Source organism: Nostoc sp. CALU 546, assembly GCF_048836525.1.
In genome coordinates, this window is the sequence record NZ_JAWJTF010000090.1 from 1 (window position 1) to 17,465 (window position 17,465).

Below are 17,465 nucleotides of genomic sequence, written 5' to 3' on the forward strand. Positions count from 1 at the left end.
CATAGGAATGCCTGATTAGAGACTCAAACCCCCAAAGTTCGTTGATATAGTTAACAACTTGTTTAAATTTAGGTTGATAAAAAAGGTGAAAATTAATTTTGCGTTGCTCGAAATCCTTGGTAGGGACAATTCATGAATTATCCCTACATCATTTTCACCAGATGGCTGCCAATAACACGAATGACAGCCTTTTATTTACTAACGGAACATACTACTGACTGAAGTATCTTCATGAATCCGCCAGATAGTTTCTCCTAAGAGATTAGCTACTGACAGCACCACTAGTTGGGGAAAACGATTGTTTTCTGGTATGGGAATCGTATTGGTGACAATGACTTCCTCAAGCAATCCACTGGACAACCGCTCCACAGCTGGTGGAGAGAAGACTGCATGAGTTGCACAGGCGTATACTTGACGCGCTCCTTCTTCACGGAGTAATCGCGCTCCTTCTGCGATCGTTCCTCCAGTGTCGATCATGTCATCCACCAACACTGCCGTTTTGCCTTTAACATCGCCGATAACATTTAACACTTCTGCGACATTATGTGCCTGACGACGTTTGTCAATAATTGCCAGTGGGGCATCATTCAGTTTTTTGGCAAATGCTCTGGCTCGTGCGACACCACCAACATCAGGGGAAACAACTACTAGGTCGGGCAGTTGTTTGCTGGCTAGATAATCTAGCAATACTGGCGAACCGTAAACATGATCAAAAGGTATATCGAAATAGCCTTGAATCTGAGCCGAGTGTAAATCCATTGCTAGAACGCGGTTGGCACCTGCTTCGGTGATCAAGTTAGCAACCAGCTTGGCAGTTATTGACTCTCGTCCTGCTGTTTTGCGATCGGCACGAGCATAGCCATAGTAAGGAATTACTGCCGTCACCTGTCGCGCAGAAGCCCGACGACAAGCGTCAACCATAATCAATAATTCCATCAAATGATCGTTTACAGGTTGACAACATGGCTGGATTAAATAGACATCACAACCTCGAATCGATTCTTGGATTTGAACGTAAAGTTCTCCGTCCGCAAATCTTTTGCGAATCATTGGCCCCAAGTCCATGCCCACATAACGAGCGACTTCTTGAGACAGTTGTATATTGGCGGAGCCAGAAAAAAGTCTCAGGCGATGATTCTCGGTCAGCCCTGTTGCAGATGGTTGCATTTTGAAAGTTGCAGAACTGAGAACAGCAGATCCTCTATGTGGATTCATAGCAATATTATCATTGGAGATTTAATAGATTTAACCGATAAATAGCCTAAAAAAACATCTGTGAGTTTTGTTAAAGCTTCCATACAAAATTTAAACATTTTCCCATAAAATTATCATTCGCTAACTGTCTAATTTTCTTGGCAAGCAAACTATTGATAGCTTAACGGACATCAAGTCTGTCTACTAGGTCTATAGTTCAAATTTTTTTGAGTTGAGGCAAATAACCTCAATTTATCAAAATATTGGTGTAATAGTTTGCTTCTTCTAAATACCTCATTTATAACTGACAGTAAAGCATTGACAAGTTAAATGATATTTAAGTTTGCTCTTAGACAAGAGAACATTTGGGACTAAGTGTTTAGGGTGTATCTTATTATATTCTATGATACTAGCAATAAATAAATAAACTGGCAGATTTAATTTTAAGTTTTAATTCACACAATAAAATTCCAAAATAACGGAAAAAGAGGAAAAGCTTTGAATACATTCTTTTAGCCAATACCTCCAACCCCTTTCCCCAGACCACAAGGAAAGTGAAAAATGCTTATCCGAACCCTATTGTCCTGCCTCGTGCCCCCTGCCCCCTGCCTCTTGCCTCCTTAATTAATTTGCGTATACTCCTAACTGGGGGTATACCCATTAGGTAAGGTAGAATATCGCTGCATGTAACTGTGTTGCCTCTTGGACTTAATCTTTGTGGGTGACTTCCTCCTCAGTTGCTACTACACTCAATCAATCGATCATGCAACCACCCATTACAGTTGGCACTGTCTTGCAAAACCGTTACCGCATAATTCAAATTCTCGGACAAGGAGGATGTGGTAGAACCTATCTGGCAGAAGACCAGAGGCGCTTTAACGAACTTTGCGCGATCAAGGAATTGATTTCAACAGCAACGGAGGCTTTGGCTTTAGAAAAGGCACAAGAGCTTTTTCACCGAGAAGCTGCCATTTTATATCAAATCGAACACCCACAAGTCCCTAAATTCCGGGAAAGATTTGAGCAAGACCAACGCTTATTTTTGGTAGAGGACTACGTTGCAGGTCAGACGTACCGAACTCTACTAGCTGAACGTCAAGCGCTTGGTCAAACTTTCACAGAGGCAGAAGTATTGCAGCTGATACAGTCGTTGCTGCCTGTTTTAGAGCATATTCACAGTCGAGGGATTATTCACCGAGATATCTCGCCAGAAAATATTATTTTGCGAGATAGTGACGCTAAACCTGTGTTAATTGACTTTGGGGTGGTAAAGGAACTGGCAACGCGTTTGCGATCGCCAGAGAGTGTAATGCCAGAAACCACTGTGGGAAAATTAGGCTACTCTCCTAGTGAACAAATGCAAACAGGGGGAGCTTACCCTAGCAGCGACTTGTATGCATTAGCGGTGAGTGCGGTAGTTTTGCTGACTGGCAAAGAACCAAGGGATCTATTTGATGAAAACCAACTAACTTGGAATTGGCAGCGGTGGGTAAAAGTCAGTCCGCGATTTGCCCAGGTTGTGAATCGAATGTTGAATCATATACCGAGCGATCGCTATCAAAGTGCTGCTAGTGTATCTCAAGCACTACAACCTTTAGAGCAAGTCAGTCTTCCTTCCCTGAATGTGTCTAACTTGCAGACAATGGCTGTTGGTCGCCGTCCTGACGCGGTAGCATCACCAGTTTCGCCGAAGAAGAAACCCGATCCTGTGATTCCACCAAGTCCCTCTAGTTCACTCTTGGATAATCCGTTAGCGATCGCGGCAATTGCCATTATTGTAGTAATCGTCGCGGGATTTGGTTCTTGGGCATTAGTCAGTTCCATTCGCAGTCAGTCGAAAACAGCAACAGATGAGACGCTTCCACAAAATTTCCCTTCACCAGTAATTTCTGGTGGTACTACATTCACAGCCACACCCACACCTACGCCTACTAACGATCAACCTGTTGTATCTACTAAGCCCCTCAATCTGGGATCGTTGAATAACACAGTCACAGTTGAAGATACTCTCCAAGTAAATCAGATAATCCGGTATACTTTTTCTGGGCAGGAAGGTGACAAGTTAACTACGTTTCTTGAGCCAGGAAGCAGCATTTTGCTAACAGTCTTAAGTCCCAATGAACAACCAATTGATCTTAATGCCCGACAAGTAGCAGCATACGAAGGCACATTGCTGCTAACTGGTAGATATACTATTGAGTTAACTCTGCTTCCAGGAGTTGCCGAAAGTAATTACAATCTCAATGTTTCATTAGAGAAACCAGTCAAACCAATTCCCACAGAAACACCCCTGCCAATTCCCACAGAGACACCCTTGCCATTTCCCACAGAGACACCTTTACCAATTCCCACAGAGACACTCATACCAATTCCTCCAACTGGTGAAACGCCAACTTTTCCGCCGGTTGATGAAACACAACCATTTTCTGGCCAAAGAAATTAATGTTAAGCACGCTACTGATTACTGGAACTGATACGGAAGCTGGTAAAACTGTTTTAACAACAGCGCTAGCAGCATATTGGCAAAAATATTACCCGCAGCATAGCTGGGGAATTATGAAACCGATTCAATCGGGAGTTGGCGATCGCGAGTGGTATCAAAAGCTGTTTGCGCTAGAACAATCTGCTGAAGAAATTACACCTTTGTACTTTCAAGCACCTCTGGCTCCTCCCATCGCCGCAGCAAAGGAAAATCGTCAAGTAGATTTAGCTCTTGTGTGGCAAGCTTTGTCTAAGTTGCGATCGCATCGTGATTTTGTGCTGGTAGAAGCTTTGGGAGGATTAGGTTCGCCAATAACCGAGGAATTAACGGTAGCTGATTTAGCAGGAGAATGGCGATTACCAACAGTATTGGTAGTGCCAGTGAGATTAGGAGCGATCGCTCAAGCAGTGGCGAATGTAGCATTAGCGAGACAATCGCGCGTCAACCTCAAAGGCATTGTGCTGAACTGCGTACAACCCCGAACAGATGCAGAAATAGCCGACTGGACACCATCTCAATTGATTCAATCACTGACTAACACACCAGTTTTAGGCTGCTTACCTTATCTAGATAACCTGACTGATTTAGATAAACTTGCTCAAATAGCATCAGATTTAGATTGGGAAACACTGACACTTTAAGTTGGGTATTGGGCATTGGGCATTGGGCATTAAACATCTCCGAAATTGAAGGAGGCAGGAGGCAGGAGGCAGGAGGCAGGAGGTTTTTTCACTTATAGGATTCAAACCCCTCCTGAAAAATGTGCGTCTATTCCCCATGCCCCATACCCAATGCCCCATGCCCCATTCCCTACGATAAACTGGGAAAATAAACTCAGTTAGCCGCCTAAGTTAGCTGTACTTAAACTAGTTTGTCTTCATAATGGTTTCCACCTTTCCCAATCCCTCTTCTGTTGATATATCTCGCATCCGACTGGCGATCCGTTCATTGCAACCGCAATTAGTAGAGTGGCGGCGGCGATTGCATCAACAACCAGAGTTGGGTTTTCAAGAAAAACTGACGGCTGAGTTTGTATCACAAAAGCTGCAAGAATGGGGAATTGAGCATCAAACTGGCATTGCCCACACTGGGATTGTTGCCACCATCAAAGGCAATAAACTCAGCACTCAGCACTCCCCACTCAGCACTGACAAAGTTTTAGCGATTCGGGCAGATATGGATGCATTGCCAATCCAAGAACTCAACGAAGTGCCCTACAAATCGCAGCATAATGGAGTGATGCACGCTTGTGGACATGATGGGCATACTGCGATCGCATTAGGTACAGCTTACTATCTCCAGCAGCATCGCCAAGATTTCTCCGGTACGGTGAAAATTATCTTTCAGCCAGCTGAAGAATCACCAGGAGGTGCAAAGCCGATGATTGAAGCTGGAGTCCTGAAAAATCCTGATGTTGACGCGATTATTGGTTTGCACTTATGGAATAATTTGCCTTTAGGAACAGTGGGGGTGCGGGCTGGGGCATTGATGGCAGCTGTGGAGTGCTTTAACTGCACAATTTTGGGCAAAGGTGGACACGGCGCACTACCCCATCAAACTGTTGACTCAGTAGTTGTTGCTGCTCAAATCGTCAATGCCTTGCAAACCATTGTCGCTCGGAATGTTAATCCCATTGATTCAGCAGTGGTGACAGTAGGCGAACTTCATGCTGGAACCAAGCGGAATGTGATTGCTGATACAGCGAGAATGAGTGCAACTGTTAGGTATTTTAATCCCAGTTTGAAAGGCTTTTTTAACCAGCGTGTCGAGCAGATTATTGCTGGAATTTGTCAGAGTTATGGAGCGAGTTATGATTTAGACTACTGGTCACTTTATCCACCAGTAATTAATGATATTAAAATGGCAGAACTGGTACGAAGTGTAGCAGAAGAAGTGGTAGAAACTCCTATGGGTATTGTGCCCGAATGCCAAACAATGGCTGCTGAAGATATGTCATTTTTCTTGCAAGAGGTTCCTGGTTGCTATTTCTTTATGGGTTCTGCTAACCCCGCGAAAGACTTAGCATATCCGCATCATCATCCCCGGTTTGATTTTGACGAAACCGCCTTGGCAATGGGTGTAGAAATATTTGTTAGATGTGTGGAAAAGTACTTTATTTCAACTTAAAAGATAGGTTAACCGTATCTGTGCATATAGGACTCCTATTTAATTTTTGAAAAAAATCAGTACAACTTGAAGAGGCTTGTTTATTGTTACCTATTGCCTATCTACGCCAATAATTTCAGAAATCAAAGCGGATTCCTACATATGTCAAATTGAGGTGAAAACCAATAAGCGAGTAGAAAAAGGTTTGATTGATATTGATACTAATTGAGTGCCTGGTTGGGGCAGCAAGCATTGATGCTAGCAACGAAGACGAAACTGCACCTGCTGAAAGTAAAATTCATATCTATACAATAGACCTGATTAAGAAAATTTAAAATTGCTTGGTAAGCCATAATAACTCTTTTTAACGAGTCGATAATGAAGTGCAAGTGCTTTGTTTTTCATCAGATGATTTATTTAAGATAATATCTAATTTTACCAGCAAGCTTTGGCTTCATTTCCTTGTAGGATGTCAGGCTTATCTAAACTATTCCTAGCAATTTTTTGAGAGATAAAAAAGGCGCTTGCTAAAACTTTTGTTTTGTGAAATATTGTATAGAGATTAAGTTTATCTTTTCCCTTCAATCTTTTCAAGAATTTAACTGGTTCTCTAAGAATAGACAAAGAAACTTTACCAGATGTTATTGCACTAATATTATGTTTTCCATAACATAATTCCAATGCGTAAGCACCAGCATTCCATCTAGATACTTGCTCAATCCAAGCTTTTTTCGGTGGTTTATCCATAGTTATGTCGGTAGGACTGGGAGTTTTATTTATAGAAACAACATCTAATAAGATTTCGTAGATAAAGCCTGCATACTTAGCTAGGATACTAAGATGAGTATCTTCAACCCTGATCCCAGGGTAAGTTTGAGCAATAACAACTAACAAACTGATCAGTGCATCTGTTCTTCCAAATGTACCTCCTCCTTGCATCCACAGAAAACCATTGTGTCTACCATGCATAAGGTCTAAAAATAATTGAATAGGAGGAATTTCTTGGCTAAAGTCAGGCAAAAGAATTTCAGTTCCATCTATTATAGTTTTTTCATATACAGCAAATCTATTTCTTGTGCTGATAATATCTATTTTACTATGCTCATTAAGTTGGCTAATTATTAATTTTAAGCCGTTAGAATCTAGGTCTAAAAACGGATAATTTTGCTCAATCAAAAATTGAGATTCAGCATCGAAGGTAAATAATATTACAGGAGGTATCCATCCATTATCTATACTATTCAATAGTAATGAACTATAAATATCGCCTAAAACTCTAATTTTTCCTGCTGCATATACTCCTTCCTTTTGGTGAACAATAAATATTCTGTGCTGGTAATCCGGGTAGACAAAATTACTTAAAGAATATGGTTTTCCTTCACACATTAAATTGTCAAAAATTTTCGATGGAATATTGTTTGCCAATTTCTCAGCAGTGTATAGATGAATGACTTGGACATTTGGCAGCAAAGTAAAACGGTCAATAACAGCAGGACATTCAAAGCCATTGTTTAAACCAATGACTATATCAGCCATCATTCCAATTTCTGAGACTTGTTGAATAATCTTGGGAATAGTATATGGCAAAAATTTTTCCGCTCCTTTTGCACAGGCTACTATTCCTAATATTCTTGTATTATCAAAAGTATTATTAGTTTTGTTCCTAATCCACGCTTTGTAACATAAGACATTTTCTACATCTTTTTTCAAATTTATATCTTGTTTTTCTCGTACTGGCACTCTTTCTTCTAAAATGCTACTTGACAAAGTAGATGTGACTAATACCTTTAAATTTGTTAAAAGCATTATTTGCTTCTCCTGAAAGATTTACTACTAGGTGTAAGGGATAGAAATCCTAAATTATTTGTAATAAAATTCAACCTAAAACTAACGCCATTTCACCTTACTAAGGGAGGAATAAAAGAGGGTTAAGAGCATCTCCAATTATCACGAATAATTTAGATTTAGGACTGCTGTACAAGGTAATACTGCTTACTAGATTAAGGATATTATTAGGTTAAATTTTGCTATTTATCAACCTAATAAACCCTATAAATTTTTTGTTTTGTTCCTCAATCCAAGCTATAAGTTATTATTTTTTAAGCTTAACTGAGCAGTATTGAGCTATAAAGATGAAGTTGAGTAATTCGCTGAAAGCTCAATAAGTTTCAGATAAGCTTTTTTATCCTCCTACACTCCCTATTTTCAATATAGGTCTATTCTTTATTGTGAGTAGTCCATAAAAATGGATTAGCCCATATACGCGTAGTCATGGCAATATACAGTCCCACTAAGCGAATACCCCACAAATGTAGATTCCACAAACTGGGCAATTGTGCTTTCTGGTCAATTTTACGAAGTACGATTGGATTCCAACCAAGTTGTCCGTCAACCAAATGTAATCCTTGCTTAGTAAACAGATCCAACCTGCCACTATACTTTTGATTTGACTTTAGATGTGTCAAATGATTCTCATTAACTAAATGGAATGGGGCATTGATAATAGCTCTTCCTCCAAATCGCAAATAGCCAGCGATTTCAGCTACAAATGAGGGTGGTTCGGATACGTGTTCCAGCACATCTAAGCACAAAACCACATCATAAAATTCTTGAGAAATTGCCTCAATATCATTAACAACGTTTACTACCAAACCGGAGTCTCTAAAGAGCCGACGAGCAAATGTTTCGGTATAACCTGGTACATCATAATAAGTAACATGATGTCCTGCCTGAGCCAAATAAAGAGTGTCAATGCCTAAGCCATCCCCTAAACAGAGAATATCCAAACAAGAACTATCTTCGCGGTTCAAATACTTCCCGATCCAATCACGCATTTGTAACTTAATGTGATTACGGTTCCAGACCACCAAATTATACAAAAATGCATCTGTATTCTTGTAAAATTCGCTCATTTCTTCACTCCACACATGGGGTAACAAACCCTGGTCATGAAATTCACGGATTTGTTTACTCCCAAGACAAAGTTCTTCTTCTTCTAGGTTTTGACGAACAATTTCAACAGGTTGGTTAGTAATTTCAGCAATTAAATTAATAATACGGTTGTTATCATCAAGTGGTTTAACAAGAGAAGAAGGAAGACTTCGAGGCTCGCAAGTAGAAAAGCTCATATTTTGAATTCCCTATTGTTTGATAATTGAGACTAGTAACCAGAGGTAAAACTAAGCTATTTATTAATTATTGATGCTCAATATTACCCTTGATTAATCCTTATATACATCTGTGTTTTTGACAAAAATATATTATTTTATTAAGATACTCGATTGCAACTCATATGCATCACTATTTTCATGATGTATTAGTATTAGTTTTATACCGTTTCTTTATGAAGCTGCATATAATTCACCTCCAGCTATTGCCGCCCCCCCCCAATGCCTTGGGGGACTACAGGGGGGTATTATGATGTGCGTCTTCATACAGAATTGGTATTAGCAGAGTGAATAGTAATAGCTCTTCTGATATATCTGGTATGAGTATATTTATTACAAGAGCGATCGCTATTACACATCGAGGTAGCCTAAAAGTTATAAACGGATTTAAGTACTGCCGTAAATTTCCTCATCTACTTATAAGCAAATTATTAAGAGGACTTAACTCTTTTTGTGACGTTGGCGCATTGCTCTGATCTGTGGCAAAAGTTGTCGCATTTGCACGCCTTCGGTTCAGCTTAACTACATCCAACCAATGATAAACTGCATCTACAAATTCTGGAAAAAATTGCCCAGTAGCAAACATTAGTTTCGCCATATTTTCTGTTAACAGATTTTTATTAACAATTATTTCTGCCTTGTTTTGTTTAATAGCTCTAATTACTGCATTTGCTACATCTGTTGGTGTAGATATACCTGGTAACCAAGGAGCAGGCACGCGACTATTAACAGTCATGCCAGTTTCAGAGATATATCCTGGACAGATCACCGAGATATGTGTATCAGTGGCAGCTAATTCTTGTCGCATAGCATCAGTCCACATAATCAAACCAGCTTTACTCGCAGAATAAATACTGTTGTAAGGGACTCCCTTTTTACCAGCTAGAGAAGCAATATTAACAATGTGACCACTACGACGCTCCAACATGCTTGGCAGAAATAAACGGGTTAACTCGGTAGCAGCCAGTAGATTAATTGTTAATATTGACTGGAGATCCTCTAGAGAATAATCAACGAAATCTCGGTAAATTTCTATCCCAGCATTATTAATTACAATATCAACCGAACCAACAACTTTATTAATCTGCTGTTTGAGAGTTGATAATTCTGTCACGTTTTTAATATCAAAGGGAATACTTATCCCTTTCCCACCCAAAGCTTTGATTTGAGCGCATGTTGAATCTAGTCCGGACTTAAAACGAGAAACGCAAACCACAGTTGCCTGCTCTCTAGCTAGAGCATGGGCAATGTATACTCCTAAACCGCGTGATGCACCTGTCAAAAGTACTGTTTTACCTGCTAAATTTGTCATGATAAACACCTTAAACCTTATCCTGTTGCTGTCAAACTATTTCAGACTATGAAGCTAAATAACAGCTTTTTTAGATAATTTATCCTGTCTATTATGGCAGCTATTTTATGCTGTAATTATATGAATTAATAAAATAAAAATAAGCTGCAACTTTACACTGTATTTATTATTGATCTGATTACTTTCACCAAAAAGCTTTTGCTTCGCTGCCTTGTAAAATATCAGGATTTTTCCTGCTTTTATTTTGGATTTTTTGAAAAGTCAAATACGCAATTATTATTAACTTTATTTTATTAGTTACTGTAGATAAGTTGATTTTTTCATTTGCCATTACTAGTTTCAAAAATTTAATCGGATTGGTCAAAATAAACCAAGGAAAGCCATAATAATTTACCAAGCTTTTAATGTTATGTTCTCCATAAAGTAAATTTAATGGATAAGTAGAAACTAACCATCTATATATTTGTTCTACCCAAGCTTTTTTTTGTGGCTGTTCTATTGTCATATCCGTCATACTGGGAGTTCTATTTGTAGAAATGACATCTAAAAATATGTCGCCTATAAAACCTGCATATTTGGCTAATATAGTGAGTTGAGTATCTTCACCTCTGATACCTGGATAATTTCTAGAGATCACTACTAACAAGCTAACTATTACATCAGTCCTACCAAATGTGCCTCCTCCCCATTTACACTGAAAGCCGCTGAATCTACCATGAACAATATCTATAAACCATTGAATAGGGGGCACTTGTTCACTAAAGTTAGGTAGTAAAACTTCAATTCCGTTTACTATTGATTTTTGGTAAATTGCAAACTTATTTCTTGTACCTAAAATATCGATTTCAGGGTGATTTTGTAGTTGATTTACGATTAATTTTAAGCCATTAGACTCTATATCTGTAACTGAAGAATTATGCGTCACTAAAAACTGAGATTCAGCATCAAAAGTCACTAAAATGGCAGGTGGTATCCATCCATTCTCTATACTATTGAATAGTAATGAACCATAAATATCTCCCAAAACTCGAATTTTACCTGCGGCGTATTGCCCCTCTTTTTGATGGACTACAAATATCCTGTGTCTGGATTGCGGAGGTTCGATGTTACTTAAATAATAAGATTGACCTTTGCATACTAGATTGTCAAATATTATCGCTGGGATATTGTTAGCTAACTTATCCTCAGTATATAGATGAATGACTTGGACATCTGGCAGCAAAGTAAAACGGTCGATAACAGTCGGACATTCAAAACCATTATTCAGACCGATTACTATATCAGCCATCATCCCGGTTTCAGAAATTTGTTGAATGATTTTAGGGATAGTATAGGGTAAATAATTTTCGGCTCCTTTGGCAGTTGCTACTACTCCTAATATTCTGGTTTTGTCGAAAGTATTATTAGTTTTAGCCTGAATCCAAGTTCTGTAATACAGAACAGATTTTACATCTGCTGCCAAAATTTTGTCTTGTTTGCTTTGTGATGCAAGTTTTTCTTTTCTTAAAAAATTGCTGGGGCGATATGAAGCTTCTACTAAGTTATTCAAAAACATTGCTTTACTCCTTTCCAATGTTTAGATGTTCAGTTTTTACTTGGCCGTATTCCAGCTTGACAATCCGATCTGCTAGGTAAAAATATTGGTCGTCATGACTGATAACCAGTACAGTTTTACCTCTATTCTTTAGCTCTGCCAGAAGTTGAGTGTAGAAAATTTCCTTAAATATAGGATCTTGATCTGATGCCCACTCATCAAACATATAGATAGGACGGTCTTCTAAATAAGCAGTAACTAGAGCAAGTCGCTTGCGCTGTCCTTGAGAAAGGTCGGTGGTAGAAAGTACTCCATTCTTGACCTTAACTTTATGGTCTAGTTGTAGTTGAACAAGGTACTTTTGAGTCTGAATATCTAGATCGTTACTATCCAAACCTAGGAAGCGATCAAAAAGATAAAAATCGGAAAATACTACAGAAAATTGCTGGCGATACCACTCTAAATTATGATTATCGATGAGATTTTCATCTAGATAAACATTTCCTGTTTCAGGAATGTAAAGCCCAGTAATTAATTTAGCGAGGGTAGACTTACCACTACCATTACCTCCTACAATAAAAACAAGTTCTCCTGGATGAAATTTCAAGTTAATAGGCCCAAGGATAAAGTTGCTTTCTTCTCGCTCTTGATAATAAGTATGGGTTACATTTACTAGTTCTAAGCAGTTCCAAGATTTATCTGATGCCAGTGAAATATTGTAACTACTATCGTTTGAGTAATTGGCTAATGAAAGTCCTAAAGAATCTACTTTTTTTAAAGCAACTAAAGCTCTAGTTATACTAGGCATCATACTCATAATGTACTCTAGAGGTGATATTAAATAAATAATAGTTAGAGCATATGCAGATAAAGTTGTCGGATGAATTTTATTGATAGTAGGTATGATGAATAAAAGTAACCCGATAGCCACAAAAAATAGAATTTGTCCCCAACTTGCAGCAGCAGCAAAGATACTCATACCCACAACATTATGATGACGAGATGATAAGGCAGTGGTATGAAAATCTTCAGAGAGAAAGGCTTGCCGTCGACTATGATTTAGCTTAAGTTCTTTTGTGCCTTGAGTTACAGTACGGAAATGCTTAAACAATCTATCTTCCTGTTCACGAGCCAATTTTAGAAAAGACATAGCTTTCTTCATTGGTAGTGAATAGCTAAATATTCCCAGAAACATAAAGCTAATACCTATAAGGAAGACAACTTTAGATAACCAGCCCAGATAAATCAGACAAGCAATCACAATAGCAATGTTAATACATACAAAAGGAACAGTAATAATTGTATTAGAGATTGTTTGAATATCTTCAGTGAGGACGGCTAAAAGACCATGAGCACCGATTTGTTCTAAATGACGTAAGGGTGAGGCAAGAATGCGGCGGGTTAAAAGTATCCGCAAATTGAGAATTGCTTTTTGTGAAAGTTGGATTAACAGAAATTGAGAAGTAAAACTAGCAATTAGTCGTATTAGACAAAGACTAACAAAACTCCAAATCAATATAGTTTTTGATGGATGATTTTGGCTTAATGTCATATTAATTATGGCAATTAAGCCAGCAGCAGTAGCGCCACTAAAAATACCAGCTAATATTGCAAGACTAAGGTGGAGAGAAGAAGTACGTAATAGAAGGTGGATCAGGCTCATAAGTAATTAACAATCCACAGCATTCGGTCTGACGCAGAGACTTTTTTGAAGAGTAATTAAGCAGATATGTTATTTACTTAATAAACTCCTTGATAAGGGAGATATTCTACACATTGGGCTGCCATCAATTTGTACTTAGTGAGTCGTTATTAAGACAATACGGTTCAGTTAAGGTTACTAGTGTAGATAATTTGTCTTTGAAGACGCGATGAATCGCCGTCTCTACAAGTGTTTTGGGCTTATCTGAACTGTGTTGCTTATTAAGATGGTCTAACACTTGGTATGTGTGGTTGATGGTCTAACACTTGGTATGTATGGTTAATGGTCTAACGCTTGATATGTGTGGTTGATGGTCTTACACTTGGTATTGAAACTTTATAAATCGACTACAGCGACTAAATTATCATTTAGATGTCTGCTTTTTGTAGCCATTCTTGTATGCGCTGCATCCCCTCTTGCAAATCAATTTTGGGTTTATAATCCAAAAGACTTTCTGCTTTAGCAATTGAATAAGCATAGGGACGAGTGATAAAATCTATAGATTCCGGCAGAATATCGGCTTTTTTGCCAAATAGTTTCTGCCCTTGGGAACGTAGTTTTATCAGAAGTTGGAGTTCATCTTTTGGCAGAGATATGGGTGTAGGCGTACCTGCCATTTCTACCAAATAGGTAAAATATTCTTTCCAAGAAGTTTCTTGTCCATCAGTGATATTAAATATTTCACCGTAGGTTTCTTTTTCGATCGCCAAAAAGATAGCATCAATCAAGTTGTCTATGTATACATGATTGATAACTCCTCTCCCATCATTGACATAGACAAATTCTTTTTGACGCATCATCAAAATGGGTCGGACTATCCAAGGAATACTTCCTGGGCCATAAACATCACCTGCTCTAATGATGATGAGGCCAAAATCTGGTGGGGAATTTAGTGGTAATATTGCTTCTTCGGCTTCTATTTTCGTTTGACAGTAGGGATTATTATCTCCAGACAATGGCCCAAATTCTGTAATGCGATCGCAATAGTTGAAGCCGTAGACCATCCCACTTGAAAGATGCACAAAGGTCTTAACACCAGCATTCTTAGCAGCTTTAGCTATATTGACAGTGCCGCCAACATTTACCTCGCGAAAATAGTCAAGTGATCCACCCTCTTTCGCTAGTTCAGCCGTATGTGCAACTACATCTACTCCCTGACAAGCAATTTTGGCAATAGCTGGGTTAGTAACATTACCAGCAATCAGCTCAATGTCCAGCTTTTGCGCTTTTTTTGCTTTAGCTTTATCTGGGGAACTTTGCAGCCCACGGACTTTCATTCCCTTTGCTATGGCTAACTCAGCAAAACGCAAGCCGACAAACCCATTAATTTCTGTGATGAGAAGAGTTTTGTTTTCGATATTCACAGATTTAATCTACCACTGTGTTACTGGTTTGATTTCAGGTGCGTCATTGATTCTCATATATAGTAAGAATCTTTTTAACACTGCCTAATAATCTCCTCCAGTTGTGATTTATAAGCATATTATGACGGCGAGATACTCAATCGCAACTCATATGCAACTCACATGCAACTTGATAAATACTTGAGAAATTTTTGATCCAAACTAAAAAGTCATTCGTGTAAAAATACTAGAGCGTTATTTCTAGCATTTTTATACGAATGACCTAAGTTTAATCGTGATTAGCTGCTTCAGCTTTGCTGTATTGTATCGTATCCCTACTCTTAAAGCTTGCTACGCGCAGGTATTCCGTAGCAAAGAAAATCACCCTTTTGAAGTATGCTTATATAGCAACCTCTAACGACTAAATAGTGATATTAAGAGCCTATTTCACAAATTTATATTTTGTATTCTTCTACTTTTGATTTGAGAGAGGCAAAATGTTTTCCACCTAGTTCAATTTCCCCATCTGCACACCCGGCTTTCAATCTTTCGACTAGATAATCCAAATCATGAGCTATAAAATTTGTGCCATGATCTGGTTCTATCAAACTAACTAAAGATATATCTCTTGCTTGTTTTCCAGCCAAGCTAGAAATACCCAGAAAGTTGAATACACCAGATTCATAGGTTCCACAAGGTACTGAAGGATTATGTACTCCAACACAGTATTCATTTGGTTTAAACCAATCAAATGCTGGGTAGCCGTGGAAATGAACAATTGCCGCACCATCTTTAATTAATTCTGGTGTATACAAAGCCGCCGAAAGACTAATCGCCAGCATGACATAAATATCATAAGAAGGTTTCATATCTGCTAACTCCGACTGAATCACTTTAGGTAGTTGGAGATATAGCTTTTCTTTCAAACCAATTCTGATAATATCATCAGCGATATTCAAGTTTGTTTTATTTGACCCTGAACGAGAACTTACAAGCCAAATATCAGGTACTTGCCTAAATACATATTCTTCTAGCAGCTTAATTTTGACATAGCGTCTACCTTTTTCATTTTGACGAAGTTCATTACTACTAAATCCCTTAACAGGTAATAAACCTTCCCACTCATTTTTAGTTAATTCTATATCTCCAAAATATTGTGGAGGTTCAGCATAGGCAACAAAGCCATAGGATACACCTGTTCTACCATTTATAATGACGCTGACAATATCTCTATGAGATTTTCTTTTGATAACTTCGTCTAACTTAAAACCAGGTGGGAATAAACCTGTTGATGCTAATTCTTGACCCAATTTTACTAATTTTTGAGCGTAGATAGATTCTTTAGGATTATATTGTCCTAGCTCAAATCGGCTCAACAAAAGTGGTGCGATCGGTACAAAAACTTTAGGGATTAGTGATTTCAAGACGAACCTATCTATCTCATTTTTAGAGAAAATAGAGTCTGAAAGATTCATGTTTAATATAGAAATTTTATCAGATGATACTCCAACAACAATCTCTGAGAATGTTCTAATTAAAGTATTTAAGCCAATATTTATTTTTTGTTTATACGGAATAAGAGGGTTGATAAAATCATGGTCTATGTCAGTAATTGTAATTACTTGTGTCTTACTAGGATTATCAACATACTTAGCTGCGTGATCCTCAGCCCAACTGCTTAATCGAGCCATTTTTATGACAGGTATTTTACGACCATTTAAAACGAATTTAGAATAAAATAGATAGAGAGCCTCTGCTGCAAAAACACCAACTTTTCTTAGAATTGAATGAGGTATTTCTACATCAATAATTGCATTAACTTCTGATTTAACTCCTTTAAATTTGAAGTTTTTCTTTTTGTTAATTATTGGAATTGTTAGGTCATAGTTAAATTCTGCGATCGCTTCTTCCCAAGTTAATACTTTAACCCCATAATTTATCAGCTTAACCTCCAATTCTTGGCGGAATTTCAAAATTTCTTGATTGTTGTAACTATTAGGTAAAGGTTTAAATGTAACTATCAGCTTTTGAGCCATAACTTTAGGATCGATAATTGGTGGCTTATACTCCACTGTTGATTGTTCTGTAAATCCCCCAATTAGACGACCAATGGTTTGTAAGTTGAGTCCTTGACTTAAAGGAACACACTCTAAGTCAGCAGCTACATCCATCTCGTGTAAAAATGCCACAATCTCTGCTTTACAAGCGACTATTTCTGCTTGCATTTCTAATGTGATGACTCCCTTTGGTGAGCGAATCTTTAATTTGTCGTTATCAACCCATAAATGAACACCTTGTTCAGTAAGATTTGCGACAAGTTTTGATGCGTTCATTGTTTTAGAATCTCCTAATTGGTTCAAAATATTCATTAAGTAGTCATTGGTCATTGGTACATACGCCGGAACGGAAAAACCAATGCCACGTTAAAGAGTGAGAGTCGTATCTGAAGAACTAATCACTCTCGCGTTACGCTTTGATTTCTTAGCCTTTCAATCGAGCAATGAATAGCCTATTGCCGCAAGGCGTAATTCGTAATTCGTAATTCGTAATGACGCTACGCTAACGTAATTCGTCATTCATTGTTTACAAGGGTTTCAGAAATTTAAAATGGGTGGCTTATTTACG

General features: G+C 38.2%; 11 protein-coding genes. 3 read left to right on the top strand and 8 right to left on the bottom strand.

Annotated elements, in window-relative coordinates; all coding sequences use genetic code 11:
• Positions 1-198: 198 nt before the first annotated feature.
• Complete coding sequence (locus RRG12_RS31695; protein ID WP_420761946.1) at positions 199-1,215, bottom strand: ribose-phosphate pyrophosphokinase; 1,017 nt, start codon at positions 1,213-1,215, stop codon at positions 199-201.
• A 742-nt stretch (positions 1,216-1,957) separates the two neighbouring features.
• On the opposite strand from RRG12_RS31695, the gene RRG12_RS31700 reads away from it, so the two are divergent.
• The 3 genes from RRG12_RS31700 to RRG12_RS31710 all read left to right on the top strand — a co-directional run bounded on the left by RRG12_RS31700 (position 1,958) and on the right by RRG12_RS31710 (position 5,803).
• A complete protein-coding gene (locus tag RRG12_RS31700; protein ID WP_420761947.1) occupies positions 1,958-3,637 on the top strand; it encodes a protein kinase domain-containing protein in 1,680 nt (559 codons plus the stop codon).
• Positions 3,637-4,317, top strand: a complete 681-nt coding sequence (gene bioD, locus RRG12_RS31705) for a dethiobiotin synthase (RefSeq protein WP_069074428.1) — start codon at positions 3,637-3,639, stop codon at positions 4,315-4,317. The genes RRG12_RS31700 and bioD overlap by 1 nt, the downstream gene beginning before the upstream one ends.
• Before the next feature lie 241 nt (positions 4,318-4,558).
• On the top strand, positions 4,559-5,803 hold the full coding sequence (locus RRG12_RS31710) for a M20 family metallopeptidase (RefSeq protein ID WP_420761948.1): 1,245 nt from the start codon (positions 4,559-4,561) through the stop codon (positions 5,801-5,803).
• A gap of 414 nt (positions 5,804-6,217) precedes the next feature.
• On the opposite strand, the gene RRG12_RS31715 is transcribed toward RRG12_RS31710, so the two are convergent.
• From RRG12_RS31715 to RRG12_RS31745, 7 genes are all read right to left on the bottom strand, one after another.
• On the bottom strand, positions 6,218-7,588 hold the full coding sequence (locus RRG12_RS31715; protein ID WP_420761949.1) for a hypothetical protein: 1,371 nt from the start codon (positions 7,586-7,588) through the stop codon (positions 6,218-6,220).
• A gap of 410 nt (positions 7,589-7,998) precedes the next feature.
• Positions 7,999-8,910: a class I SAM-dependent methyltransferase gene (locus RRG12_RS31720; protein WP_420761950.1), complete on the bottom strand. Its 912-nt coding sequence runs from the start codon at positions 8,908-8,910 to the stop codon at positions 7,999-8,001.
• A 448-nt stretch (positions 8,911-9,358) separates the two neighbouring features.
• Positions 9,359-10,261: an SDR family NAD(P)-dependent oxidoreductase gene (locus RRG12_RS31725; RefSeq protein WP_420761951.1), complete on the bottom strand. Its 903-nt coding sequence runs from the start codon at positions 10,259-10,261 to the stop codon at positions 9,359-9,361.
• Between the two features lie 184 nt (positions 10,262-10,445).
• Positions 10,446-11,816 (bottom strand): hypothetical protein, encoded by a 1,371-nt coding sequence (locus tag RRG12_RS31730; protein WP_420761952.1) that lies wholly within the window; start codon positions 11,814-11,816, stop codon positions 10,446-10,448.
• Between the two features lie 4 nt (positions 11,817-11,820).
• Entirely contained in the window at positions 11,821-13,458 is a 1,638-nt protein-coding gene (locus RRG12_RS31735) for a cyclic peptide export ABC transporter (protein ID WP_420761953.1), read from the bottom strand.
• A gap of 407 nt (positions 13,459-13,865) precedes the next feature.
• Positions 13,866-14,861, bottom strand: a complete 996-nt coding sequence (locus tag RRG12_RS31740; RefSeq protein WP_420761954.1) for an NAD-dependent epimerase/dehydratase family protein — start codon at positions 14,859-14,861, stop codon at positions 13,866-13,868.
• 434 nt (positions 14,862-15,295) lie between these two features.
• Positions 15,296-17,173: a hypothetical protein gene (locus RRG12_RS31745; RefSeq protein ID WP_420761963.1), complete on the bottom strand. Its 1,878-nt coding sequence runs from the start codon at positions 17,171-17,173 to the stop codon at positions 15,296-15,298.
• Positions 17,174-17,465: the final 292 nt, after the last annotated feature.